Source organism: Planosporangium flavigriseum, assembly GCF_011947225.1.
Lineage (GTDB): Bacteria > Actinomycetota > Actinomycetes > Mycobacteriales > Micromonosporaceae > Planosporangium > Planosporangium flavigriseum.
On sequence record NZ_JAATVW010000003.1, the window covers coordinates 244,563 to 270,175 of the forward strand.

Consider the following 25,613-nt stretch of genomic DNA (forward strand, 5'->3'; position numbering starts at 1 on the left):
CCCGCGCCGGCGACTCAGCCCTTGACGCTGCCGGTGAGCAGTCCACGGACGAAGTAACGCTGCAGCGACAGGAAAACGATCAGCGGGATGATCATAGAGACGAACGCTCCGGACGTCAGCCGCTGCCACTCGTTACCGCGAGTGCCCGCCAACTGGGCCAGCCGTACCGTCATGGGGGCCGACTCTGCGTTGCCGCCGGCAAAGATCAGCGCGACCAGCAGGTCGTTCCACACCCACAGGAACTGGAAGATCGCCAGCGCCGCGATCGCGGGTGTGATGAGCGGCAGGACGATGTTGCGGAAGATCATCGCGTGCGTGGCGCCGTCGACGCGGGCCGCCTCCATGAGGTCACCCGGCAAGCTGGACATCGCATTGTGCAGCAGGAAGATGGCGAACGGCAGCGCGAAGCAGGTGTGCGCCAGCCAGACCGCCATGAACCGGTCGACCCCCTGCGGCGCCCAGGCCGGCAGCAGGGTGAGGCCGCCGATCGAGACACCGGTCGAGATCAGCTTCAGCAGCGGCACCAGCGCCATCTGCAGCGGCACGATCTGCAGCGCGAAGATCAGGATGTAAAGCCAGTCGCGGCCCCGGAACCGCATCCAGGCCAGCGCGTACGAGGCGAACGCCGCGAACGCGATCGGGAACAGCACCGACGGAATCGTGATGACCAGCGAGTTGACGAAGTAGCTGGCGAGCTGACCCGACGACGACGAGGTGCCGAACAGCACCTCGTTGTAGTTGTCCAGGGTCAGTTGCGGGTTGCTGAAGAACGTCCACCAGCCCGTCGTCTTGATGTCGTTCTCCGGGCGGAACGATGAGATGAACAGCCCGAAGGTCGGGATCGTCCACAGGATCGCGATCAGGATCGACACGATGCTGGCGGTACGGCTGTTGAGCTTGCGGCGCACCCGCTTGACCGCGGAGTCGGGCTGGGCTTGGAGGGGCTCGGGCGCGATGATCGCGCCGGCACCTGCGGTGGCAGTCATCGGCCCTCCCGTTGGTGGCGCAGGGAACGAACCTGGTAGATCACGATCGGCAGAACAAGGACGAACAGGAAGACGGCCAGCGCGGATCCCCGCCCGGTCTGTCCGAAGCGGAACGCCTGGTCGTACATGCCGTTGGCGATGACGCTGGTGTCGAACTGACCACCCGTCATGGTGCGCACAATGTCGAAGACCTTCAGCGTGGCGATCGAGATGCTCACCACGACCACGACCAGCGACGACCGGATCGACGGCAGGGTGATCTGCCAGAACAACTGCCAGGCGTTGGTGCCGTCGATGCGAGCGGCCTCGATGATGTCCGCCGGAATTGCCTTGATGGCCGCGGACAGGATGACCATCGCGAAGCCGGCCTGGATCCAGACCATGACGATGAGCAGGAAGATCGTGTTGAGTGGCGGGTTGAGCAGGAACTGCTTCGGCTCACCGCCGAACCAGACGACGATCTGGTTGAGCAGACCGATCTGCTGGGCGTCCTTGTCGCCGCGGTAGGCGTACACGAACTTCCAGATGATGCCGGCACCGACGAACGAAATGGCCATCGGCATGAAGACCAGGGACTTCGCGAGCGACTCCAGACGGGCGCGGTCGACCAGGACGGCGTAGACGAGGCCGACGGTCGTCGCCAGGAGAGGCACCAGGAGGACCCAGATGAGCGTGTTGCGCAGGACGTGCAGGACGTCGGACTGCGAGAACATCCACGTGTAGTTGTCCAGGCCCACCCAGGCGCTGCTGTCACCGTTCTGGAACGACAGCCACGTGGTGCGGATGGCCGGAACGATCAGACCGACCGCCAGCAGCAGCACGGCTGGGGCGAGGAAGCCAAGGATCTGCCACCTCTCATGTCCCCGCTTGGGCGCCCGATCGATGAACAGCAGTAGGGCAGCGACCACGAGGCCGAATACCGCGAGGCCGACCAACAGTTGGATGAACTTGGGCTGCTCGGTCGCGAAGTCCATCTATCCCCTCCTCCCCTCGGGGTGATCCGGTGGTTTCCGGGGCGGCCGGTGCGAGGCCGGCCCCGGAAACCACCGAGGCGACTACTTCGGCCAGCTAGCCTCGATCTTGTCGAGAGCGGTCTTGGTGTCGGTGCCGTTGATCCAGTCGGTCATGCCCTTCCAGAACGACCCGGCGCCGACGGCGGCGGGCATCTGGTCGGAACCGTCGAAGCGGGCCACGGTGCTCGGGTCGTTCAAGATCTGCACCGAGAGCTTGTCGATCGGGTTCTGGACGTTGTTGACGTCTAGGCCCTTATTGGCCGAGACCCACGAGCCGAGCTTTGCGCGGCTGTTAGCGAAGTCGGCGCTCGCCAGGTACTCCTGGACCGCCTGCACCTCGGGACGGTCGGCGAAGGCGCCGACGAACTCGCCGGCCACCAGGACCGGCTTGCCCTTGCTGGCGTCAACCGCCGGGAAGTAGAAGGCGTACACGTCGCCGTCCTCGGCCACCTTCGTTCCCTTGGGCCACTGCGCGGCGTAGAACGAGGCCTGGCGGTGCAGCGTGCACTTGCCCTGCAGGATCGGCAGGCCCCCCTCCTGGAACGAGGTGGTCGCGATGCTCTTCACGCCACCGAAACTGGCGTTGACGAACTTCTCGTTCTTCAGAATCGAGCCGGCACGGTCGACGGCCGACGCCACCTTCGGGTCGTTGAACGGGATCTGATGGTTGACCCACTGGTCGTAGACGTCCGGCCCCTGGTCGCGGAGCATGATGTCCTCGATCCAGTCGGTCGCCGGCCAACCGGTCGCCTCACCGGACTCGATCCCGGCGCACCACGGCTTGGTGCCGGACGCCGCGATCTGGTTGCTGAGACCGATCAGTTCGTCCCAGGTCGTCGGGATCTTGTAGCCCTTCTCCTTGAAGGTCTTCGGCGAGTACCAGACGAAGGACTTGACGTTCGAACCGAGCGGCGCGCCGTAGAACTTGCCACCGGACGACCCGTATCCGATCCAGTCCTTGGACCAGTTCTTCGCCGCCTCCGCCTTGACCTTCTCCGGCGCCGGCTTGAGCTTGCCCGACTTGACGAAGCGGTTCATGAGGCCCGGCTGCGGGAAGAAGGCCAGGTCCGGGGCGTTACCGCCGTCCACCCGCACCTGGATCTGGGCCTCCATCTCGCCGCTGCCCTCATAAGCGATCTTGATGCCGGTACAGTCGGAGAACTTCTTCCACGCCTGCTCCAGCAGGTCCGCCTCGGTGTCACGGATCGTCGCGTAGATCGAAACGGTGGTGCCGTCGTGGCCCTGGTATTGCTTGAACGCGGCGCACTCCGCCGAATCCTTGTTGGCGTTGGAGCTCGTGCCGCTGGAGCATCCAGCGGCGCCGACGAGCGCCAAGCCGACCGCGCTGACGAGCACGAGCGCGCGGCGTCCACGTAACAGGACGGCCATGAACATGCCTCCTCGATGACAGACAAGTCCGGGCGCACGCCCGCGGCCCGGGTTGGGGTACATGCAAGCGTTTACATTGATGACTGTCCAGAGGATCACGTCGGCCTGCGATAACGATTCGGAAACCTGGCCACAACATTGACGCCTACCGTTATCCTTTCGTCCGATGTGCGGCAGTAAAGCCCGTCGGCGGCGCGCCGCCTTGACGAACCGGCACCGGTTCCGTGACCGTCAAGGCCGTGACCGCGCACCATCGCACCGAGGAGTCGCACGCCAACCTGCCCGAGGCGATGCGGGAGGCGGTCGATGCGTTCGCCCGGCACCTCTCCGTCGAGCGCAACCGGTCGACGCACACCGTCCGGGCGTACGTGAGCGATGTGGTGTCGCTGCTCGACCACGCCGTCCGAATGGGTGGGCGCTCCCCCGCCGACGTGGACCTGGCCGTCCTGCGCAGCTGGCTCGCCCGGCTGCGGACGGCCGGCGCCGCGCGTACCACGCTCGCCAGGCGCGGGGCCGCCGCGCGTACGTTCTGCGCCTGGGCGTACCGGGAGAAGCTCGCGCCGGCCGACGCCGGCCAGCGCCTCGCCAGCCCCAAGGGACGGCGTGAACTGCCCGGCGTTCTGCGCTCCGACGAGGCCACCACGCTCGTGACCACGCCGACCCGCGAGCCTGACGAGAACCCCGCGCTCGTCCTGCGCGACCGGCTGGTCCTCGAACTGCTCTACGCCACCGGGATCCGCGTCGCCGAGCTGTGCGGGCTCGACCTGGACGACGTCGACCGCGCCCGCCGGGTCGTACGCGTATTCGGCAAAGGCGCCAAGGAGCGCGCCGTACCCTATGGCGCCCCGGCCGAACAGGCTCTCGACGCGTACCTGCGACGCGGGCGGCCGGCCCTGGTCGGCCCGAAGAGCGGATCGGCGCTGCTGCTCGGGGCGCGCGGCGGGCGGCTGGTCGCCACCGCGGCGCGGCGAATCGTTTCCGCCGCCGCGACCGCCGCCGGACTACCGCACATGTCCCCGCACGGCCTGCGCCACTCAGCAGCGACGCACCTGGTCGAAGGCGGTGCCGACCTGCGCGCCGTCCAGGAGATCCTCGGGCACGCCTCGCTGTCGAGCACCCAGATCTACACCCACGTGTCGGTAGAACGGCTACGCGCGGCGTACCGGCAAGCTCACCCGCGTGCCTGAGCCACGCACGCCAGCCCGGACCAATCCGTCCACCGCCAGGTGAGAGCTCAGCGGCCGGCCAGCTCGGGCGAGGCGACCGGAGTCTGGTCAGCAGGCGCGGGAGCCGGCGTCGATGTCGAGGGTCCGGTCCGGGAGGGCTCCGGCTGCCCCTCCTCGGAGCCGGCCGGATTCGGCTCGCCCCGTCCCGGTTCAGGCTCGCGCAGCGACCGCGGCGTCCAGTTTCTCCACCGCAGGGCGGGCTTCTCCACCAGGTGCCATGAGGCATACGCACAGGCGAACGCCGCGGCGGCGGTGACAGCGAAGAAGCCCCAGAGCCCGAGCACTGTCACGCCGAACTTCGCCATCGTCTGTTGCACCGGAAAGGCATAGATGTAGACGCCGTACGAGTAGTCGTTGGTACGGCCGACCCGGTGCAGTGCCCGGGGCAGCCGCACGGCGAGCCACAGGATCGTGTATTCGTAGAAGAGCAGGCCCGGCCCGAACAGCCCGCCGTTGACGACGAACCCTGCGAGGACGGCGAGAGACGCCACACCCAGCAGGTCGTTGATCGGCAGCCGGTCACTGTACAGCTCGGCGGCGGCGCCCATCAGGAACATGAAGCCGTACCACAGGAACCAGGCCTTCGCGAAGGAACCGAGCAGGGGGAACGGCCCGAACAAGCCCTCCGTCCAGAGCGGGGCGTGTCCGAAGCGGAGCTGCTCAAAGTGGTTCCAGACCAGCACCCCGAAAACGAGGACGCCGGAGAGCAGGACAAGCAGTCGCGCCCGGTGCAGCACCATGAGCGCGGCGAGCGCGGCGACGATCAGGTAGCAGGCGATCTCGTAGCTGAGGGTCCACAGCGAGCCGTTTACCAGGGCGACGTGCGTGAACTGCCCGTACGGCGTGTCGAGCAGCAGGTCCAGGATGCCCCCCTGCCGCATTCCGCCCCACCAGTTGTTCCGGAGGTAGTCGACGACCCCGCCGTTGCTGCGCCACAGGCCGTCGAGTGTGTGGTGCTTGAGGTACCACAGCGACGGCGCCAGGACCAGGCCGGTGACCAGCAGACACCCCCAAAGGCCAGGCAGGATCCGCAGCGCCCGGTGCCACAGGTAGCGCGGCAGGGTGCTGCGCCGGGCACTACGCGTGATGAGGAAGCCGGAGATACCGAAGAAGCCGGCGACCGCCAGGCCGGGGACGTCGAACCTGTTGGTCAACGGTTGGGTGAAGCCGAGGACCGCGGCGTGCGCAAGGACCACGGCGAAGGCGAAGCACAACCGTAGGAATCCGAAGCTGTTGGCGCGGCCGGTGTACGCCTTGGCCAGCGGCACGGTGTTGAGCGCACGGCGGCGGAGGTGCGGCACTACAGAGATCAATCGGAACCACCAGGTGTCATGAGACGACCATCGTCACAGCTGAAGAACGACAGTCGCAGGCAGACAGACACGGTTACGAGAACCAGCCGGACGCCAAGAAATTACCTGATCATCGAGACCACGTCGAGTAACCGGTAACCAAGGCTTGGCTTGCTCACCGGGCGACGCCGAATCGTCATCGTCCGCCGTGACACCGGCTCTATATCGTTGCCTTCGTGTCAGGTCGGATTATCGAGGGCGTAAGCGTCAGCTGGGACAACATTCGGCAGTGCTTCACGCTCGATCCCGCGGTCGCTCACCTCAACCACGGCTCGTACGGCGCGGTGCCGCTCAGTGTTCAGCGGGCCCAGCAGCGGCTGCACGACGAGATGGAGTCCAACCCGGTGCGCTTCTACTCGGTCGGGCTGACCGAGCGGATCGCGCACACCCGCCGGCATCTCGCCGCCTTTCTCGGCGCCGACCCGGACGGCAGCGCCCTGGTCGGCAACACCACGATCGGCGTCGCCCTCGTCCTCGGTTCGCTCGACCTTCGTACCGGCGACGAGATCGTCACGACCGAACACGGGTACGGAGCGGTGCGGCTGGCCGTCGAGGCCGCCTGTGCCCGCACCGGCGCCGTGCACCGGACCGTTCCGCTGCCCCTGACACCCACCGACAATGAGGTCGTCACCGCGGTCACGGGAGCCGTCACCGGGCGTACCCGCCTCGTGATCATCGACCAGATCACCTCGGCCACCGCGCGGCTGTTCCCGGTCGCCCACGTCGTCGCCGCGCTGCGCGCCGGGAACGTCCCGGTGATGGTCGACGCGGCACACGTGCCCGGCCACATCCCCGTCGAGGTGGCCGACATCGGTGCCGACTTCTGGGTCGGCAACCTGCACAAGTGGGCGTACGCGCCGCGCGGCACCGCGCTCTTCGCCGTGGCGCCCGCCTGGCGGGAGCGCGTCCGGCCGCTGGTGGTTTCCTGGGAGCAGGAGGCGGGGTTCCCGGCCCGCATCGAGTGGCAGGGCACACTCGACCACACGCCGTGGCTGGCGGCGCCCGCCGGGCTGTTCACCCTGCGCACCCTGGATCTGGAGGCGGTACGGGCCCACAACACCGACCTCGCCGCCTACGGCCAACGGGTCGTCGCCGCAGCGCTCGGGGCCGACGCACCGGACGGGGCGCCCGGGCTGGCGATGCGGATCGTGCCGCTGCCCCCGGGGCTCGCGACGGACCTGGCCGCCGCCAGCGATCTACGCCGACGCATCGCGGACGAGCTGGGCTTCGAAGTGGGCGTGAACCCGTTCCACGGCCGGGGTCTGCTTCGCCTGTCCGCCCAGGTCTATAACCGGGCCTCCGACTACGATCGGCTCGCCGAGCGGCTGCCGGCCTTCCTCGCAGCCCTCTCATGAGGCTGCTGGTGCCAGCGGCAACAGGCGGACCCGGGCCCGGCCCACGAGAGCCAGCGGGTCCAGGTAGACCTCGTCGCGCCGTAGGCCCCAGTGCAGGCAGGCCGCGACCGGACAGCCCGGGTGAGCGGGGTCCAGGGTCCCGATGACGTCCCCGGCGCGCACCGCCCGGCCCGCCACCACGGTCGGTGTGATCGGCTCGTAGGTCGTGCGCAGGCCGTCGGAATGGTCGATGCTCACCACGCCACGGCCGGCCAGCCGACCGGCGAACCGGACCACGCCGGGACCGGCCGCGTACACCGGAGCTCCCGGGCTCGCAGCGAGGTCAATGCCCCGGTGTCCGGGCAGCCACGGCTGCGGCGGGGGCTCGAAGCGGCGGGCGGTGGGCGCCGGTCCACTCAGCGGCCAGCGGAAACCCACCCCGACGGTTGGCTGGGCGGGCGCCGGGTCGGGTGCGGCCAGGGCGGGCCGGACCCCGGCGCTTGCCCCGATGACCGTCGCGGCGGCGAGCAGCAGAGATGCGTACCGGCCTGATCGGGATGCGGTCGGTCGGCCGCTGGACGTTCGGCCGCTGGACGTGAGGGACATGCCCGGCAGCGTCGACCAGCCGGACGGGTACCCGCAAGGCTGGTATCCGCGCCTGTGGACAGCGAGGGTGGGTGTGGACGGGGTCGCAGTACCCGAGTGGATCTGCTACCGGCCGCTAGCCGGCGAATCCACCGTCCGGCAGCGCGATGTCCGGCTTCTCCAGCTCTTCCACGTTGACGTCCTTGAAGGTCATCACGCGTACGTTCTTGACGAAGCGGGCCGGCCGGTACATGTCCCACACCCACGCGTCGTGCATCTCGACCTCGAAGTAGACCTCGCCGTCAGAGTTGCGCACGTGCAGGTCGACCTGGTTTGCCAGGTAGAAGCGGCGCTCGGTCTCCACCACGTAGGAGAACTGACGGACGATGTCGCGATACTCCCGATAGAGCTGCAGCTCCATCTCGGTCTCGTACTTTTCGAGATCTTCGGCGCTCATCGCACTCCGCCTTCCATGCAGACATTGTCGCCCACCGGCACCGCTCCCGGTGCGGTCACGCCGGACGCCACGCCGACGGTACTCCGCTTTACCTGCCCGTCCGCCACCGCCGCCACGTTGGCGTACGAGAAACGGTGTGCCCGGCAGGGTCCGTGCTGGCGTAGCGCTGCGGAGTGCTCGGGCGTCGCGTACCCCTTGTGCACCGCGAAACCGTACGCCGGCCACGCCGCGTCCAACTCCACCATGATCCTGTCCCGGGTGACCTTCGCCACCACGCTCGCGGCCGCCACACACGCGGCCACCTGGTCGCCCTTCCAGACCGCCAGCCCTGGGACGTCCAGCCCGTCGACCCGGAAGCCGTCGGTGAGCACGTACTCCGGCCGCTGCGGCAACCGGGCAAGGGCACGGCGCATCCCCGCCAGGTTGCACACATGCAGCCCCATGCTGTCGATCTCACCCGAAGGGATTACCACGACCGAGTACGCCACCGCCCGCGCGACGACAGCGTCGTAGATCCGTTCGCGGGCGGCCGGGGTGAGCAACTTCGAGTCGGTCAGGCCGTCGATCTCGCCGCGCCGGCCGGACGGCAGGACCACCGCCGCCACGACGAGCGGCCCGGCGCAGGCGCCCCGGCCGGCCTCGTCTGCTCCGGCGACGTACGCGAAGCCACGCCGCTGCAGCGCCCGCTCGAGCGCGTACAGCCCGGCACCGCGGTGTACGACGGTACGGGGCGGAGTCAGCACGGTATCTCCTCCTGGGCCAGCGCGGAGAGCAGCTTCGGCAGGGACGGCGGGTAGTACCGCTCACCGGTGGCGCGCAGTTCCGCCACGGTCCACCAGCGGTGGGCGTCCACGCTGGCCCGCTCGATCTCGTTGAAGCCGGCGAAGTCAACCTGCCACGAGTCGACCCGGAGCAGGAAGAAGTCCTGCTCCTGCCGGTACCAGGAGCCGTCGAAGGGGAACTCGACGGTCTCGTGGAAGACGGGCTCGCCGAGGGCTTCCGGGGCGGCCCGCAGGCCTGTCTCCTCGAACAGTTCCCGGACCGCGCCCTGCGCCGGCGTCTCACCGGCGTCCAGGCCTCCCCCGACCGTGAACCAGTACATGTAATCCGGGCGGGCCGGATCACGACCGCGAAGCATCAGCACGCGCCAGGATGCGTCGACCAGCAGCACGCGGGCTGCCCGGCGGGGGATCGCGTCGGGTCGAGTCATGGCATACCCAGCCTACGACCGGCGTACGTTCCGTACGCGGGCGCACCCGCCAACGGCGCCGGTCACGCCTTCGGCGGATCCGGTATGCGGTCGAAGGTGTCCGGCACGGTCAGCCACTTAAACCGCTTGAGCGGCCAGAAGACCACGAAGGCCCGCCCGACCACCGACTCGTCCGGAATCGTCGCCTTGGCTGTGTCACGCGTACGCAGGAACTGCTCGCGGGAGTCGCCGGAGTGGGACCGGTGGTCGCCCATGACCCACAGGCGGTCCTTCGGCACCGTCACGTCGAACGGCTCTTCACTGGGCAGGTCGGCGGTGCCGTCAGCGTCGTGGAACAGGTAGGGCTCGTCGATGGCCTTCCCGTTGATCACCAGCCGGCGCTGCTGGTCGCAGCAGACGACGTGGTCTCCACCGACCGCGATGACGCGCTTGATGAAGTCGACCTCGGCCGGGTCGCTGCGCCACGAGGTGGGCGACTTGAAGACAATGATCTCGCCGCGCTCGGGCGTACGGAGGTCGTAGATGACCTTGTTGACGAGCACCCGGTCGTTGATGTTGAGCGTGTGCTCCATCGACTCGGATGGGATGTAGAACGTCTGCAGCACGAACACGCGAACGAGCAGCGCGACGACGAATGCCACGACGACGAGAATCGGAAGCTCGCGCCAGAAAGAGTTCGCTCGCTTATTTGTCTGCTCGTCAATCACGCGAGGAGCCTACGTCCTCGCGCTCACCGTAGACGCCCGGAACGCGCCGTAACGGCCGAAGAAGCGCCATTGGCACCGTTATCAGCAGTTCGGGCACGCCGTTCGCGGGCGCGGAACGGAGCGGTTCGCGATGGGGCGCCGCTGCCGCGAACGGCCTGGGCACCTTGTCGAAGGTGGGCGGCACGCCAAGACCCGACCAGTGACTGCCGGGCCAGACGATGACGAATGCGCGCCCGATCACGTTCGCGATCGGAACCGGCCCCTGGCAACGCGAGTCCTGGGACACCAGGCGGTGGTCGCCCATGACGAACATCTGGCCCTGCTCCACCGTGACGGGCCCGAACCGCCGCGAGTGGCACTCCCTCGCGTTGGGCGGCGCGTCCACCGGCGAGTTCTCGATGACGTACGGCTCGTCGAGAGGGAATCCGTTGACCGTGACCCGACCGTTGGCATCGCAGCAGGCGACGGTGTCGCCCGGCAGGCCGATGACGCGCTTGATGAAGTCCTTCTCACCCGGCTGGCTCACGCCGACCAGGTCACCGACCGTGCGCGTGAGCTTGGCGAAGAAGCCGGCGGTGGTAGCGACCTGGTTTTCGGGCGCCCAGTTATCGGTGCCCCGGAACACCACGATCTCGCCGCGGGAAGGTTGGCGCACGTCATAAACGAGCTTGTTGACGAGCACCCGGTCACCGACGAGCAGACGGGGCTCCATCGAACCGGAAGGGATGAAGAAAGCCTGTACCAGGAACGTCCGCACCAGCACGGCCAAACAGAAAGCGACGATCAGCAGCAGCGGCAACTCTTGCCATAACGGCATTTCCTTGCGGGCACGCCGAGCCCGGGCACCCACCGACTCCCGACCGTCGGGATCCGATTCGAACTCGCGTCGAGGGTCGCCATAGCGACCACCCTCCGTGCCATAGACACGGGAGGAGCGCTCGTACTGCGTGTACGGGTCGACGCGGTCGTACGGATCCCGGCGGTAAGGGGCGTCGTTGGGGTCCCGGTACGTCACTGCCGCAAGCCTAGAGGGCCGGCGTCGCTTTGGGGAGCCCGCGAACCGGCGTCAGCTCGCCTGCTTCTCGCGCTTTTCCTTGATCTTGGCCTTCTTGCCGCGGAGCTCACGCAGGTAGTAAAGCTTCGCCCGGCGAACATCACCGCGAGTGACAACCTCGACGCGGTCCAGCGCCGGGCTGTGGACCGGGTAGGTCCGCTCGACACCGACGCCGAAGCTGATCTTGCGGATGGTGAAGGTCTCGCGAAGACCGGCGCCCTGGCGCCCGATCACAACACCCTGGAAGACCTGGATACGGGAGCGGTTACCCTCGACCACCCGCGCGTGCACCTTGAGCGTGTCACCGGCGCGGAAGGCCGGGACGTCGGTCCGCTGCGACTGGGCGTCGAGAGCGTCCAGCAAGTTCATCGCTGCTACATCCTCATAGCTCAAGGCGCACCGAAATACGGTGCGCGGCTGAGATCAAACTATTTTCGCGGCGGGCGTTGGCCCGCGGCAACCCCACTACTTTGCCACATCCGAGGCCGGTATCTGAAATCCGGCCTCCCCTAGGAGCGTCATGTCACGTTTGTCCAGATCTTCCGGTGACAGGGCGGCCAGCAGATCCGGCCGGCGCGCCGCCGTGCGGAGCAGCGCCTGGTCGCGCCGCCACCGCGCGATCCGGCCGTGGTCACCGGAGCGCAGGATCTCGGGCACGTCGTGACCGCGCCAGGTCGCCGGCTTGGTGTAGACCGGAGCTTCCAGCAGCCCGTCGGTGTGCGACTCCTCCAGCAGCGAGTCGGCATTGCCCAGCACGCCCGGCAGTAGCCGCACCACGGCCTCGAGGATGACGAGGACCGCAACCTCGCCACCGAAGAGCACATAGTCGCCGAGCGACACCTCGGAGACGGGCATCCGGGTGGCGGCGTGGTCGAGTACCCGTTGGTCGATGCCCTCGTACCGGCCGCAGGCGAACACCAGGTGCTCGGCGTTGGCCAGCTCCCGCGCGGCGGCCTGGGTGAACGGGGCCCCCGTCGGCGTCGGGACGACCAACCGGGCACCGGAAGGCGCCACAGCGTCGAGGGCCTCCCCCCACGGCTCCGGGCGCATGACCATCCCGGCGCCGCCGCCGTACGGGGTGTCGTCGACCGTACGGTGCACATCGTGGGTCCATGTACGGAGGTCGTGAAGGGCGACGTCGAGCAGCCCGGACGTACGGGCCCGTCCGATCAACGACAGATCGAGCGGCGCGAAATACTCCGGGAAGATCGTGACGATGTCGACTTTCATGGGGGGCTCACAGATCGAACAGGCCCTCGGGCGGAGTCAGCACAACACGGCCGCCGGCCAGATCGACCTCGGGAACGATCGCCTTGACGAACGGCACCAACGCGGTGCGCCCGTCCGGACGGCGCAGCACCAGCAACTCCGAGGCGGGGGCGTGTTCGACCCGGATGACCTCGCCGAACTGCTCACCTCGCGGGCTGACGGCGGCCAGGCCGACCAACTGGTGGTCGCTGAACTCGTCCGGATCGTCACTGACCGGCAGCGATTCGCTGTCGACACACAGCAGTACGCCGCGCAGCCGTTCGGCCAGGGTGCGGTCATAAATACCGTCGAAGACAACGAGCAGCCGGTTCTGGTGCGGCCGGACGGTCTCGATGGTGAGCGTCGGCGGCACGTCCGGAGCAACGCGCCTGCCCGGGTCGGTGACCAGCACCGACCCGGGCACGAAGCGTTCGGAGGGCTCGTCGGTGCGGACGCCGACGACGACCTCACCGAGAATGCCGTGCGGTCGCAGGATCTGACCTATAACGAGCAGCATCAGCGACTAGTACGAATCCACGATCTCGACGCGAAGACCGCGCCCACCGATCGAGGTGATCACCTGGCGCAGGGCCTTGGCGGTGCGCCCGCCACGCCCGATGACCGTTCCCAGGTCCTCGGGGTGGACGCGCACCTCCAGGCGCTGACCGCGCCGGGAGTCGACCATCCGGACGCGTACGTCGTCCGGGTGGTCAACGATGCCCTTCACCAGGTGCTCGAGCGCCGGGCGCAACGAGTCAGGCCGTCTCGCCGGCGCCGGCACCAGCCTGCTCCTCCGCCTGCTCGGCCGCAGCCGGTTCCTCCGCCTTCGCGGCCGGCTCCGCCTTCGAGGCCGGCTCCGCCTTCGAGGCCGGCTCCGTCTTCTTGGCAGCGGCCTTCTTCGCCGGCTTGGTCTCGGCGGCGCTGGCCACACCGGCCGCCGCCTGAGCCTCGGCCTCGTAGAGCGCGCGGCGGTCGGCACGGGCGGGCGCGACCTTCAGCGGCTCAGGCGCCGGCAGGCCCTTGAACTTCTGCCAGTCGCCGGTCTTGGAAAGCAGCGCCCGCACCGACTCGCTCGGCTGCGCGCCGACCGACAGCCAGTGCTGCACACGCTCGGAGTTGACCTCGATCAGCGAGGGCTCCTCCTTCGGGTGGTAGAGCCCGATGAATTCGATCGCCCGACCGTCGCGCTTGGTGCGCGCGTCGGCCACGACGATGCGGTACTGCGGGTTGCGGATCTTGCCCATCCGCATAAGCCGAATACGTACGGCCACTGTCAGCTCGCTCCTGGATTCGTGGAAGCTGAGCGTGCCGAACCGCGCCGTGGGGTTAGCGGGACCGGGCTGCTCGGGTGGACTGGCAACGTGCCCGGGTTAGAGGGCGCCGAACACGTACCGGATACCAGTGGACCATTGTGCCAGATGTATCGCCGTTACGCCGCCGACCCCCGACCTTGCCGGCATAAAAGTGCACCGATAGCCACCAGCAGCGCCCCAGGGCGCGAAACCCAACGTCGTACGCGGGTCGATTTCGGACATACCGGACGTGATGCAGGCCGATGCTCCGGTGGGCAACGATCCTCGATCAGGTCAACCAGGCCCCAGCCGGCCAGCAGCGGACCCACCAACGCAGGCCACCGCCGCCGCGCGGGCAGTGGTCTGCGCCACAGTCAGAACAGACCGCGAGTACGGCCAGCCAGGCAAAAGCATGGAACAGCCCGTCGCCAGCCGCGATTCACGCAACCGCCATGCGGTCTCGCGCTGCGCCGGCCCTCCGTCCAGACCGCTTCCGCGTCGTGCACCCAGTAGTGCTCCGGGAAGCGCAGCCGCTCGGCCAGCTCGTGCTCGTCCTTCCACAGCCACGACCGGTCCGGCTCGACGCAGATGTCGAGCTCCTGGTCGACGATGTCCACGCCGGCGAGGTCCCCGTCGTCCCAGCGCACCCCGGACTCCTCGAGGTTGACGTACCAGCCGGTGAACCCGCCCTGATCGTCCCAGCGCCACCACACGGAGTGGGCCGCCCCCGGCCGGAGCAGCTTGAGAACGCCGGTCCCCGCCCAGCTACCCGGCGAAAACCGGCGCCCCGTGGCCGGGCGCGAAGCGCATCAGTACGCGCGCGCCAGGTAGGCGATCAGGTCCGGTTCGTCCTCGGAGCCGGGCACGGAGCCGTCGGCGCGGGTCAGGCAGCGCACGGTGACGCCCTGGGCGTTGGCCTTCGCCTCGCCCTCCGCGCCAATGGCCGACCAGGGCACCCGGGCCCAGCCGGTGGCGGCCACCTCGATCGCGGCGTCCACGTTCGACACGTCGACGGTGTGCGACTCGCGGCGGGCCAGCGCCTCGTCGTACAGGGCCTGCTGGTCTTCGGCCAGTGCGGCGGTCACGGCCGACACCACGCCGGTGACCGGCGTGGGCGTCTTGGTTCCGGCGATCCGCCGGACCACCACGACGTTGCCGGCAGCCAGGTCTCGTGGGCCCACCTCGATCCGCACCGGGTAGCCCTTGAGCTCGGCGTCGACCGCGCGGCGGCCGAACGGGGTGTCGACCCGGTCGTCGAAGCCGACCCGGATCCCCGCGTCACGCAGCGCGTCGCGAATCTTGGCGGCCTCCGCCGCGACGCCCTCGCCGTCCTTGACGATCATCACGTGGGCCTGGATCGGCGCCAGGCGCGGCGGCACCCGCAGCCCGTTGTCGTCGCCGTGAGCCATGATCAGGCCGCCGAGCATGCGGGTCGAGGTGCCCCACGACGTCGTCCAGGCGTGCTCCTGGCGGCCCTCCGCCGACGAGAACACGATGTCGAACGCCTTGGCGAAGTTCTGGCCCAGCTCGTGGCTGGTGCCCATCTGCAGCGCCTTGGCGTCGCCCATCATGCCTTCCAGCGTGTACGTGCTGGTGGCGCCAGCGAAGCGCTCCCGGACGGTCTTGCGACCGACGACGACCGGGATCGCCAGCATCTGGCGCATGAAGTCCTCGTACACGTCGTGCAGGATGCCTCGGGCGTACGCGCGGGCGTCTTCCTCAGTGGCGTGCGCCGTGTGCCCCTCCTGCCAAAGGAACTCACTGGTACGCAGGAACAGTCGCGGCCGCAGCTCCCAGCGCACGACGTTGGCCCACTGGTTGAGCAGCAGCGGCAGGTCCCGGTACGAGCTGACCCACTTGGCCATGAACTCGCCGATCACCGTCTCCGACGTGGGGCGGACGACGATCGGCTCGGCGAGCTGCTTGCCGCCGCCGTGCGTGACGACGGCCAGCTCCGGGGAGAAGCCCTCGACGTGCTCGGCCTCGCGGCGCAGGTAGCTCTCCGGGATGAAGAGCGGGAAGTACGCGTTCTGCGCGCCGGCCGCCTTGATCCGGCCGTCCATGTCGGACTGCATGCGCTCCCAGATCGCGTACCCGGCCGGTCGAATGACCATGGTGCCGCGGACCGGACCGTTGTCGGCCAGCTCGGCCTTTGCGATCACGTCCTGGTACCAACGGGGGAAGTCTTCAGCTCGGGGTGTGAGCACACGCGCCATGAGCGCCCATCCTAGGCGCTCGCTTCACCCGGCCGCCTGCCGGGCGCGTGGTAGCCGCCTACGCGACGACTCGCCCGCGCAGGATGATCCGCCGGGGGGCCACGAGTACCCGCAGGTCACGGCGGGGGTCGGCGTCGTAGACGACCAGGTCGGCGAGGCCTCCCTCGACGAGACCGGGGAAGCCCAGCCACTCCCGGGCGCCCCACGATCCGGCGCGCAGCACGTCGTGCGCGGGCATGCCGGCCCGCTCGTGCAGGCGCAGCATCTCCTGGGCGGCCAGCCCGTGGTTGATGCCGCCACCGGCGTCGGTACCGACGTAGATCGGCACGCCGGCCTCGTACGCGGCGGCGACCACCGTGGGGAACCGGTCACCCAGTGCGCGCATGTGCCGGGCGTACTCCGGGAACTTCCCGTCCGCCTGGGCGGCGATGGTGCCGAACGTCTCGATATTGATCATCGTGGGCACCAGCGCGGTGCCGCGGCGCGCCATCTCGGCGATGTCGTCGTCGGACAGGCCCGTGCCGTGCTCGACGGAGTCCACGCCAGCGCGTACCAGGGCCGCGACCGACTCCTCGGCGAACGTGTGCACCGCCACCCGGGCACCGGCTTCGTGGGCCGACTTGATCGCCGCCGCCATGTCGGCCGGATCCCAGCCGGGCGCGAGGTCGCCGGTGTTCCGGTCGATCCAGTCGCCGACCAGCTTGATCCAGCCGTTACCGGCCGCCGCCTGCCGCGCCGCCTCCGTCGGCAGCTCGTCGGCGGTCACCTCCACGCCGAGGCCGCGCAGGTAGCGGCGCGGCGGGGCGACATGGCGGCCGGCCCGCGCGAGTCGCGGTACGTCGGGGTCGTCGTCCAACTCCGGGTACGGGTACGGCGAGCCGGCGTCCCGTATCGCGAGCACGCCCGCGTCACGGTCAGCCGAGGCAAGCGCCCGGGCCTCGTCGAGCCCGCCAACCGGGGCACCGCCCCGCGCGATCCCGATGTGGCAGTGCGCGTCGACCAGCCCCGGCAGCACGAAGCCACCGTCCGCGACGGTCTCCGCCCCGGGTACCGGTTGCAGCGTCACCCGGTCGCCGACCAGCCACAGGTCGCGTACCTCGTCGTCGGGCAGCACCACGCCACGCACATGAAGCGCCATTCGGCTCAACCTACCGTTTCGATCATGTACCGGAGGCGGGACTCATTTACCGAAGGCGAGTCGGGAACTCGGCGGTGGGAATTCGATGGCCGCTTTGCCCGCCATCGCGTCCCGGAGCGACTCCGCGACCGAGACGTCGACGTGGTTGTGGTCGGCGCTCGGGTCCGCGGGCCAGTCCGGATCGGCCTCCATACCGGCGACCGTCACCTGGCGCGTCGACGCGACCAGCGTCGCCGACTCGTTCGTGTCGGTCGTACCGGTCTTGCCGAACACCGGCTTGCCGACGATCGCGGAGACGCCGGCAGCGGTCGAGGCGCCGCGGCACAGGTTCAGGCCGCCCTTGTCGCCGACCGGGCAGCGAGCCGCGTCGATCCCGGCGCGCGCGACGTCGGGGCTGACGGCGGTGCTGCACTTGGGCTTACCGGCCTCGATCTTGTTGCCCGCGGGGTCGCGGATCTCCACGACCGGGATCGGCTCGCAGTGCACCCCGTCGTTGGCGAGGGTCGCGTACGCCCCGGCGAGGTCGACCGGGGTGGTGGCCGACACGCCCAGCGTGAACGCGCCCCACTGGTCCGCGCCGTCGGTCGCGAACTTCCGGTCCTGCTCCGCGCGGAACTTGATGCCGAGGCGGGTCGCCATGTTCACCACGTGATCCGCGCCGGCCCGCTCCTCCAGCGGTACGAAGTACGTGTTGACCGACTTGCCGAAGCCGGTCCACATGTCGAACTTGCCCTGCTCGGTCTTGCTGGCGTTGCTCGGGCACCAGAAGTTGGTACCCGGGCAGTTGGTCCCCTGGGTGATGTACTTCGACTTGTACGTCACCGGGGCGTCGATCGTGGTGTTGAGCGGCATTCCCTGCTCCAGCGCGGCGAGCATCGTGAACATCTTGAACGTCGAGCCCGCCTGGTAACCGCTGACACCCCCACCGCCCGCGATCAGCGGGTTGGTGGTGTTGGGGAAGCTGCCCGGCCCCTTCTTCATCTTGTCCGGGTTGGGCAGGTTGCCGCTGGTGTCGACGCTGAAGTTGCGGTTGGTCGCCATCGCCAGCACCCGACCGGTGCCCGGCTCCACGGCGGAGAGCATCAGGGCCCGCCGGTCGGTGAGAGCGATCTTGCTGTCGACGTTGCGCTTCATCGCCTGCTGAATGCCCATGTCGAGGGAGCTGATAATGGTGTACCCGCCGCTGCGCAGCCGGTTCGCCCGCTCGAACTGGTCCACCCCGAACGCCGGCTGCTCCAGCCACCAGCGGTACAGGTAGTCGCAGAAGAATCCGGCGCCGAGGGCCGGGTACGGCACCGAGACGCACCCCTGCGCCGGGCGCTGGTCGACGATCTTCAGCGGCGCCTTGCGCGCTTCGTCGGCCTGCTGCGCGGTGATGTTGCGCGCCCGCACCATCTGGCTGAACACGTGCTCGCGGCGCTTGAGGGCCGCGTCGCGCTTGTCCGGGTCGGCCGGGTCGTACACCGATGGCGCCTGCACCAGGCCGGCGAGCAGCGCCGCCTCGGGCAGGGTGAGGTCCTTCGGGTCCTTGCCGAAGTAGACGTGGCTGGCCGCGTAGATGCCCCAGGCGCCGTGACCGAACGGCGCGATGTTGAGGTACCGCTCGAGAATCTGCTGCTTGTTGAGCTTCTCCTCCAGCGCCATCGCCAACTTCATCTCACGCAGCTTGCGCGCCTTGGTCTTTTCGCTCGCCGCGACGACGTCCTCGGGCGTCTTCGCGGCGTAGATCGCGCTCTGGCGCACGTACTGCATGGTCAGGGTCGAGGCGCCCTGCGACTCGCCGCCGTTGTTGGCGACCATCGCCCGGAGCAAGCCTTTGTAGTCGACCCCGTTGTGCTGATAGAAGCGGGTGTCCTCGGAGGCCACGATGGCCTGCTGCATCACCGGCGCGACCTCGGAGAGCGGAACGTCGCGGCGGTTCTCGTCATAGAGCATCGCCAGCAGCGTCTTGCCGTCGGCGGCGTAGATGAACGAGCTCTGCGGGGCGGGAACCGAGGCGAAGTCGGCGGGGAGCCTGTCGAACGTCGCCATGCCGGCCGCCGTCAGCGCCCCGGCCATCGCGGCGGCGGGGAGCGCGGCCGCGGCCACGACCACGCCGGCGATCACCCCGCATCCGATCAAGGACAGGATCTTCCTGCCCCGGCGATCAGACAGGAACTTCCTGAGCTTGCGCTCGCGCATGTACCGCCCCCAATAGGCACCACTTCGCCGGCCGCCCCCGCTCGGGCGACCCGGGCCAGTAGACGCCTTACCCGGTACCGGGGGGCGGGGCGCATATCGAGGCTGTTGCCTACGTCACAATGACGCCCGACGCTTGCATGATTATGGCGGAAACACCCCACCTCGGTGGGGTTTGGAGACCTGAGCGACCGTGTGAGGTCGCTCAACTGCCTACCTACTTGCCGTCGCGCTTGTTCAGCTTGGAGAAGTCGAGCTTCGGCGGCTTGAACCCGCCCTGCCCGCCATTGGGGTCGAAGGCGTTCGGGTCGAGGCCGGGCGGCAGCGCCGGCATCCCAGGGAAGCCGCCCGGAAGCCCGGCGGGCATTCCGCCGACACGGGGCTTGCCGCCACCCTTGGTGCCCTTGCGCTTGTTCTTGGGCGACTTGGTCGCCTTGCGCCGCATGCCGGGCAGCCCCATCATGCCACCCATCTGCTTCATCATCTTCTGCGCGTCGGCGAAGCGGTTGAGGAGCTGGTTGACCTCCATGACCGTCACGCCCGAGCCGTTGGCGATGCGCGCCCGCCGCGAGCCGTTGATGATCTTCGGGTTCTCCCGCTCGCCCGGCGTCATCGAGCGGATGATCGCCGTGATGCGGTCGAAGTGCTTGTCATCGACCTCGGCGAGCTGATCCTTCATCTGCCCCATGCCGGGCATCATCGACAGGATGTTGGCGATGGGCCCCATCCGCCGCACCGCGACGATCTGCTCCAGGAAGTCCTCGAGCGTGAACTGCTGGCCGCCGAGCAGCTTGGCGGTCATCCGCTCCTTCTGCTCGTCCTCGAACGCCGCCTCGGCCTGCTCGATGAGGGTCAGCACGTCGCCCATGCCGAGGATGCGGGAGGCCATCCGGTCGGGATGGAAGACGTCGAAGTCCTCCAGCTTCTCGCCGGTGGACGCGAACATGATCGGCTGGCCGGTCACGTGCCGCACCGACAGCGCGGCACCACCGCGGGCGTCGCCGTCGAGCTTGGACAGCACCACGCCGGTGATGCCCACGCCGTCGCGGAACGCCTCGGCCGTCGCGACCGCGTCCTGGCCGACCATCGCGTCAATGACGAACAGGACCTCGTCCGGGTCGACCGCGTCCCGGATCGCCACGGCCTGCGCCATCATCTCCGCGTCGATACCGAGCCGGCCGGCCGTGTCGACGATCACGATGTCGCGCATGTGCCGGCGGGCGTGCTCGATCGACTGCCGGGCCACCGACACCGGGTCGCCGATGCCGTTGCCGGGCTCCGGCGCGAAGACCTCGACCCCGGCCCGACCGCCGAGCACCTGAAGCTGGTTGACGGCGTTGGGCCGCTGAAGGTCGGCAGCGACCAGCATCGGCTGGTGGCCCTGCGCCTTGAGGTGACGGGCGAGCTTGCCCGCGAGCGTCGTCTTACCGGAGCCCTGCAGACCGGCGAGCATGATCACGCTCGGCGGCTGCTTGGCGAACTGCAGCCGGCGCCCTTCGCCGCCGAGGACCTGCACCAGCTCCTCGTGCACGATCTTGATGACCTGCTGCGCCGGGTTGAGCGCCTCGGAGACCTCCGCGCCCCGCGCCCGCTCCTTCAGCCGGGCGACGAACGCCTTGACGACGGGCAGCGCGACATCCGCCTCCAGCAGCGCAAGACGGATCTCGCGCGCGGTGGCGTCGATGTCGGCATCGGTGAGCCGCCCCTTGCTTCGCAGCTTGGAGAAGATCCCGGAAAGCCGGTCGCTAAGCGTGTCAAACACAGCGCTACGTCCCTGAATGTCGGATTTGGTGGTACGCCGGGGCAGCTGCCCCGACGCAAGGGTATAGGGCGCGGGCCGGTTGACGAGAGATCACCCGCGTTGAGCCCGTTCCGCTAAACGTGCCAGGGCAGCGCCGTGTTCCCGCCGGGCAGCGCCACGGCGCTCCCCTACCCGGCGCGCGAGCCGGCGGCGGCCAGCACGGCGGCTTCGACGCTCGCCCGCGCGGCCGCGTCGCCCCACTCCCCCACCAGGTAGAACGCGTCGACGGCGTCACCGCCCAGCGTGGAGATCCGAGCCGCGCGGACCCGCGCACCGGCCACCGCGAGGGCCTGCGCCACCCGGTACAGCAGCCCGGGCGAGTCCATGGCGCGCAGTTCCAGGACGGCCGCGCCGGTCGCGGGCTGCCAGACGACGCGCGGCGCCGCAGCGTCGGCGGACCGCCGCGCCGCCCGTTCCCGGGCCGCGAGCCGCGCCGCGACGTCCAACCCGCCCGTAACGGCGCGGCGCAGGTCGCCGGTCAGGGTGCCCGGCGCCGGCTCGCTGCCGTAGCGCGGCTGCACCCCGCACACCACCCGCGCGAGCCCGTCCTGGGTGGCGACGTCGGCGGCGACGACGTCGAGGCGGTGTAGCGACAGACAGCCGGCCACCGCGGCGAGCAGGCCCGGACGGTCCGTCGCGGTCACCACGACCCGGTCCTGCGTCACGCGTACGCAGGGAAGCGGGCCGACCGCGATCGGCACGGCGACCGGCGGCGTCCGGGGTATCCGGCCCGTGTCCAGGGCGGTCTCCACCCGGTCGACCAACTCGGCGACCAGCCGCCCCTTCCACGACGACCAGGCGGCCGGCCCCGTCGCGGCGGCGTCGGCGCGGGTCAGCGCGTACAGCAGCGCGAGGGTCCCGGCGTCGCCGACCGCGTCGGCCACCGCTTCGACGGTCACCGGATCCGCCAGGTCCCGGCGGGTCGCGGTCTCCGGCAGGAGCAGGTGCAGGCGTACGACCCGCTCGACCGTCTGGACGTCGTCGGCCGGTAGCCCGATACGGGCAGCGGCCGTGGCGGCCAGCGGCGCCCCGACCGTGCTGTGGTCACCCGGCAGGCCCTTGCCGAGGTCGTGCAGCAGCGCGGACAGCATCAGCAGATCCGGGCGGGGCACCTCGCGGGCGTACGCGGCGGCCGCCCGGGCGGTCTCCACGAGGTGGCGGTCGACGGTGAACCGGTGCACCGGGTTGTGCTGGGGCAGGCTACGTACCCGGGCCCACTCCGGCAGCCACCGGGCGACCAGGCCGTACCGGTCACACGCCTCCCAGGTCGCCGTCAGCGGATCGCCCGCGCCGAGCAGGGTGAGCAGGGCGTCCCGGGCCGGCGCCGGCCACGGGCTCGGCAGCGGGGAGGAGAACTCGGCCAGCCATTCCAGGGTCGGCCGGGCGATGGGCAGCCGGGCGCGGGCGGCCGCGGCAGCGACCCGCAGGGCCAGGGTGGGGTCGGGTCGCGGGGTGACCGCCGCCCGGGCGAGCACGACCTCACCGTTCTGCTCGACGACATCGCGAGCGACGGGAACGCGCTGGACCCGGGCGGGCACGCCCGGCCGCCAGCGGTCGACCGCCCGCCAGGCGTCGTCGACGGCGTACGCGACGGTCCGGGCGGCGTCCGTCACCCGCCGGAGCGCGTCGTCGCCGTTAGCGAGGTCGAGCAGGCCGGCCAGTTCGGCCCGGTCCTGGGCGAGCATCCGGTCGGCCCGCCGCCCGGCCACCGTGTGCAACGCGTCGCGGACGTCGAGCAGCCACCGCCGCGCCGCCCGGACGGCCGGACGGGTCGCGTCAGCCACTCCGGCGTACCCGATCGCACGCAGCACCCCGAGGTCCCGCAGTCCCCCGCGGGCCTCCTTCACGTCGCCTTCGAGCAGGAAGGCCAGCTCACCGTGGGCGTCCCACCGCTTGTGCGACAGCTCCCGTAGCTCGGGCAGCGCCCGCGCCGCGCCGCGCCGCCACTGCGCCACGACCCGCTCGCGCAGCCGCGTGAGCAGTCGGGCCTCACCGGCTACCAGCCGCGCGTCCAGCATGCCGAGGGCGGCCTTGAGGTCGGAACCCGCGACGTCGACCGCCTCGTCGACCGTGCGTACGGAGTGGTCCAACGACAGCCGCGCGTCCCAGATGGGATACCAGAGCTTCTCGGCGACCCGGTCGATCTCGGCGCTCCCGTCATGCAGCAGGACGAGGTCGAGGTCACCGTGCGGCGCGCACTCCCGGCGGCCGAGCCCGCCCACGGCGACGAGCGCCAGGCCCTCTCCCGTCGGCAGCAGCGTGGCGAGCCAGTCGTCGAAGGTCGCGGCACGGGCCGCCCGCGCCGCGGCGCCGACGCCGGCGGGCACCTCAATGCCCGCCGACGTCATCACCACTCCCCCGGTCTCTTTCAGAGCGCGTCCAGGCCGCGCTCGCCGGTGCGTACCCGGACCACGTCCTCGACCGGCGTGACCCACACCTTGCCGTCGCCGATCTTGCCGGTCCGCGCCGCCGTCACGACGGCGTCGACGACCTTGTCGACGTCGATCTCGTCGGTGAGGACCTCCACCCGGATCTTCGGGACGAACTCCACGGCGTACTCGGCGCCCCGGTACACCTCGGTGTGGCCCTTCTGTCGCCCGTACCCCTGCACCTCGCTGACGGTCAGGCCGGAGACGCCCAGGGCGTGCAGCGCCTCCTTGACCGCGTCGAGCTGGTACGGCTTGATGACCGCGGTCACCAGTTTCATGCCGATTCCCTCCATCACCGCACGCTAGCCGGGGATCTTCTCGCCCGAGCGCTCCGGCTCGGCTTCGTCGACGCGTGGTGCCCTGCTCGCCCCGACACCCGCCAGGGCGAAGGCCCCGCCCGAGCCGGTGGTCGGCGCGAAGTCGTACGCGCTCTCCGCGTGCTCGGCGGTGTCGATGCCGTCGATCTCGGCCTCCTTCGACACCCGGAACCCGATCGTCTTCTCGATGGCCCAACCGATCGCGTACGCGAGGACGAAGGAGTACACCGCGACCGCGGCGACGGCGAGCGCCTGCTTGCCCAACTGCGTGAACCCGCCGCCGTACAGCAGACCCGCGACCCCGCCGGTGCCGGCGATGAACGGCGCGGCGAGGAAGCCGATGAGCACGGCGCCGAGGGCGCCGCCGACCAGGTGCACGCCGACGACGTCGAGCGAGTCGTCGAAGCCGAGCCGGTACTTCAGGCCGACGGCCAGGGCACACACGGCACCGGCGATCAGGCCGAGCGCGATGGCGCCGATCGGCTCGACGGTGGCACAGGCCGGGGTGATCGCGACCAGACCCGCGACGGCGCCGGAGGCACCGCCCAGCGCGGTGGGCCTACCGTCGCGCAGCCACTCCACGATGATCCAGCCAACCAGGGCGGCACCGGCAGCGACCTGCGTGTTCATGAATGCGATCGCGGCCAGCCCGTTCGCAGCGAGGGCGGAGCCTGCGTTGAAGCCGAACCAGCCGAACCACAGCAGGGCGGCACCCAGCAGCACCATCGGTACGTTGTGCGGCTTGAACTTCTCCTTCGGCCAGCCGACCCGCCGGCCGAGCACGAGCACCAGGGCCAGCGCCGCCGCACCCGCGTTGACGTGCACCGCGGTTCCGCCGGCGAAGTCGAACGCCTTGAGCCCGTCGGCGATCCAGCCGCCGTTGCCACCATCGAAGAAGAAGACCCAGTGCGCGACCGGGAAGTACACCACCGTGGTCCACACGGCCACGAACAGGATCCACGATCCGAACTTCGCCCGGTCGGCGATGGCGCCGCTGATGAGCGCCGGCGTGATGATCGCGAACATGAGCTGGAACGCGGCGAACGCCAGCACCGGGATCTTGTCGCCGTCCGCGCCGGTCAGGGCGTCGAACGTGCCCCGCAGGCCGAACGCGTCGGATCCACCGATCAGACCGTGGAACCTGTCGGTACTGAAGGACAGCGCGTAGCCGTACGCCACCCACAGCACGCTGACCACGCCCATCGCGGCGAAGTTCATCATGAGCATGTTGAGCACACTCTTGGTTCGCACCATGCCGCCATAGAACAGGGCCAGGCCCGGCGTCATGAGCAGTACGAGCGCGCTCGAAGCGAGCACCCAGGCGGTGTCGCCGTAGTTGATCGGCGGCACGCGGCCTCCTCTCGGTCTGTATTACTGCCTCCCGGCTGGCCTGGGCGACACTGCCCACCGTGTTGCCGGATGATCGACAGAATGGCGAACCGCTGTTTCGAGCTTCGGCGCGCTGCAGTTTCGGCCAGGTGACCACGTGTTTCGAACGTGTGAAGGTTCCGCGCCCGCCGCTCCAAGATCCGCGCCCGCCCATCCGCGCCCGCCCGCCCGCCGGCGCGCCCGCCCGCTCGCCCGACAGCGCGCCCGCCCGCTCGCCCGACGGCGCGCCAAGATCCGCACAGTTTGGGCCAAGTTGCTGCTATCCGCGCCTGGGAAGCAGCAGTTTCCCCAA

General features: G+C 69.7%; 24 protein-coding genes and 1 pseudogene. 2 read left to right on the top strand and 23 right to left on the bottom strand.

The features are described 5' to 3' along the window. Window positions 1–14: 14 nt before the first annotated feature. From HC028_RS06240 to HC028_RS06250, 3 genes are all read right to left on the bottom strand, one after another. Window positions 15–986, bottom strand: a complete 972-nt coding sequence (locus HC028_RS06240; protein ID WP_168073854.1) for a carbohydrate ABC transporter permease — start codon at window positions 984–986, stop codon at window positions 15–17. Continuing rightward, window positions 983–1,960, bottom strand: coding sequence for a carbohydrate ABC transporter permease (locus HC028_RS06245; RefSeq protein ID WP_168073856.1), 978 nt, complete (start codon window positions 1,958–1,960; stop codon window positions 983–985). Before HC028_RS06245 ends, HC028_RS06240 begins: the two co-directional genes overlap by 4 nt. 81 nt (window positions 1,961–2,041) lie before the next feature. Next, window positions 2,042–3,388, bottom strand: a complete 1,347-nt coding sequence (locus HC028_RS06250) for an ABC transporter substrate-binding protein (RefSeq protein ID WP_168073858.1) — start codon at window positions 3,386–3,388, stop codon at window positions 2,042–2,044. A 290-nt stretch (window positions 3,389–3,678) separates the two neighbouring features. Between HC028_RS06250 and HC028_RS06255 the strand changes: the two genes are divergently transcribed. Then, entirely contained in the window at window positions 3,679–4,575 is an 897-nt protein-coding gene (locus HC028_RS06255) for a tyrosine recombinase XerC (protein WP_168074212.1), read from the top strand. Window positions 4,576–4,622: 47 nt separating this feature from the next. Here HC028_RS06255 and HC028_RS06260 read toward each other — a convergent pair whose 3' ends face one another. Next, the gene (locus HC028_RS06260) at window positions 4,623–5,927 is read right to left on the bottom strand and encodes an acyltransferase family protein (protein ID WP_168073860.1); all 1,305 of its coding nucleotides are present in this window, start codon (window positions 5,925–5,927) and stop codon (window positions 4,623–4,625) included. 215 nt (window positions 5,928–6,142) lie between these two features. Between HC028_RS06260 and HC028_RS06265 the strand changes: the two genes are divergently transcribed. Then, window positions 6,143–7,321, top strand: a complete 1,179-nt coding sequence (locus HC028_RS06265; protein ID WP_239075368.1) for an aminotransferase class V-fold PLP-dependent enzyme — start codon at window positions 6,143–6,145, stop codon at window positions 7,319–7,321. Here the strand turns inward: HC028_RS06265 and HC028_RS06270 are convergent. The 19 genes and pseudogenes from HC028_RS06270 to HC028_RS06360 form a co-directional block, all read right to left on the bottom strand. After that, window positions 7,316–7,906, bottom strand: coding sequence for a M23 family metallopeptidase (locus HC028_RS06270; protein ID WP_168073862.1), 591 nt, complete (start codon window positions 7,904–7,906; stop codon window positions 7,316–7,318). The two genes, HC028_RS06265 and HC028_RS06270, sit on opposite strands and share 6 nt — an antisense overlap. Window positions 7,907–8,021: 115 nt before the next feature. After that, on the bottom strand, window positions 8,022–8,342 hold the full coding sequence (locus HC028_RS06275) for a DUF2469 domain-containing protein (RefSeq protein ID WP_168073864.1): 321 nt from the start codon (window positions 8,340–8,342) through the stop codon (window positions 8,022–8,024). Further along, window positions 8,339–9,085 carry a ribonuclease HII gene (locus tag HC028_RS06280; protein WP_168073866.1) on the bottom strand — a complete coding sequence of 249 codons (747 nt, stop codon included), beginning with the start codon at window positions 9,083–9,085 and terminating at the stop codon, window positions 8,339–8,341. Before HC028_RS06280 ends, HC028_RS06275 begins: the two co-directional genes overlap by 4 nt. Next, on the bottom strand, window positions 9,079–9,552 hold the full coding sequence (locus HC028_RS06285; RefSeq protein ID WP_168073868.1) for an NUDIX hydrolase: 474 nt from the start codon (window positions 9,550–9,552) through the stop codon (window positions 9,079–9,081). The genes HC028_RS06280 and HC028_RS06285 overlap by 7 nt, the downstream gene beginning before the upstream one ends. A gap of 62 nt (window positions 9,553–9,614) precedes the next feature. Continuing rightward, window positions 9,615–10,259, bottom strand: a complete 645-nt coding sequence (gene lepB / locus HC028_RS06290) for a signal peptidase I (RefSeq protein WP_168073871.1) — start codon at window positions 10,257–10,259, stop codon at window positions 9,615–9,617. Continuing rightward, on the bottom strand, window positions 10,252–11,076 hold the full coding sequence (gene lepB / locus HC028_RS06295; RefSeq protein WP_168074214.1) for a signal peptidase I: 825 nt from the start codon (window positions 11,074–11,076) through the stop codon (window positions 10,252–10,254). The genes lepB (HC028_RS06290) and lepB (HC028_RS06295) overlap by 8 nt, the downstream gene beginning before the upstream one ends. Before the next feature lie 249 nt (window positions 11,077–11,325). Then, entirely contained in the window at window positions 11,326–11,682 is a 357-nt protein-coding gene (gene rplS / locus HC028_RS06300) for a 50S ribosomal protein L19 (RefSeq protein ID WP_168073873.1), read from the bottom strand. 96 nt (window positions 11,683–11,778) lie between these two features. After that, the gene (trmD, locus tag HC028_RS06305) at window positions 11,779–12,543 is read right to left on the bottom strand and encodes a tRNA (guanosine(37)-N1)-methyltransferase TrmD (protein WP_168073875.1); all 765 of its coding nucleotides are present in this window, start codon (window positions 12,541–12,543) and stop codon (window positions 11,779–11,781) included. Between the two features lie 7 nt (window positions 12,544–12,550). Beyond that, window positions 12,551–13,075: a ribosome maturation factor RimM gene (rimM, locus tag HC028_RS06310; protein ID WP_203981203.1), complete on the bottom strand. Its 525-nt coding sequence runs from the start codon at window positions 13,073–13,075 to the stop codon at window positions 12,551–12,553. Between the two features lie 9 nt (window positions 13,076–13,084). Further along, the gene (locus HC028_RS06315) at window positions 13,085–13,342 is read right to left on the bottom strand and encodes an RNA-binding protein (protein ID WP_168073890.1); all 258 of its coding nucleotides are present in this window, start codon (window positions 13,340–13,342) and stop codon (window positions 13,085–13,087) included. Then, window positions 13,317–13,832 carry a 30S ribosomal protein S16 gene (gene rpsP / locus HC028_RS06320; protein WP_168073892.1) on the bottom strand — a complete coding sequence of 172 codons (516 nt, stop codon included), beginning with the start codon at window positions 13,830–13,832 and terminating at the stop codon, window positions 13,317–13,319. The genes HC028_RS06315 and rpsP overlap by 26 nt, the downstream gene beginning before the upstream one ends. Window positions 13,833–14,320: 488 nt before the next feature. Continuing rightward, window positions 14,321–14,611 (bottom strand): annotated as a pseudogene (locus tag HC028_RS06325) (ribonuclease FAU-1 family protein); the annotation flags it as partial. A gap of 51 nt (window positions 14,612–14,662) precedes the next feature. Then, a complete protein-coding gene (gene proS, locus HC028_RS06330) occupies window positions 14,663–16,069 on the bottom strand; it encodes a proline--tRNA ligase (protein ID WP_168073894.1) in 1,407 nt (468 codons plus the stop codon). Window positions 16,070–16,127: 58 nt separating this feature from the next. After that, window positions 16,128–17,207, bottom strand: coding sequence for an amidohydrolase family protein (locus tag HC028_RS06335; protein ID WP_168073905.1), 1,080 nt, complete (start codon window positions 17,205–17,207; stop codon window positions 16,128–16,130). Between the two features lie 42 nt (window positions 17,208–17,249). Continuing rightward, a complete protein-coding gene (locus tag HC028_RS06340) occupies window positions 17,250–19,388 on the bottom strand; it encodes a transglycosylase domain-containing protein (protein ID WP_168073907.1) in 2,139 nt (712 codons plus the stop codon). A 214-nt stretch (window positions 19,389–19,602) separates the two neighbouring features. After that, complete coding sequence (ffh, locus tag HC028_RS06345; protein ID WP_168073909.1) at window positions 19,603–21,147, bottom strand: signal recognition particle protein; 1,545 nt, start codon at window positions 21,145–21,147, stop codon at window positions 19,603–19,605. 167 nt (window positions 21,148–21,314) lie between these two features. Continuing rightward, entirely contained in the window at window positions 21,315–23,534 is a 2,220-nt protein-coding gene (locus HC028_RS06350) for a [protein-PII] uridylyltransferase (protein WP_168073911.1), read from the bottom strand. Window positions 23,535–23,554: 20 nt separating this feature from the next. Further along, on the bottom strand, window positions 23,555–23,893 hold the full coding sequence (locus HC028_RS06355; RefSeq protein ID WP_168073913.1) for a P-II family nitrogen regulator: 339 nt from the start codon (window positions 23,891–23,893) through the stop codon (window positions 23,555–23,557). Between the two features lie 24 nt (window positions 23,894–23,917). Beyond that, window positions 23,918–25,219 (bottom strand): ammonium transporter, encoded by a 1,302-nt coding sequence (locus HC028_RS06360; protein WP_205861155.1) that lies wholly within the window; start codon window positions 25,217–25,219, stop codon window positions 23,918–23,920. Window positions 25,220–25,613: the final 394 nt, after the last annotated feature.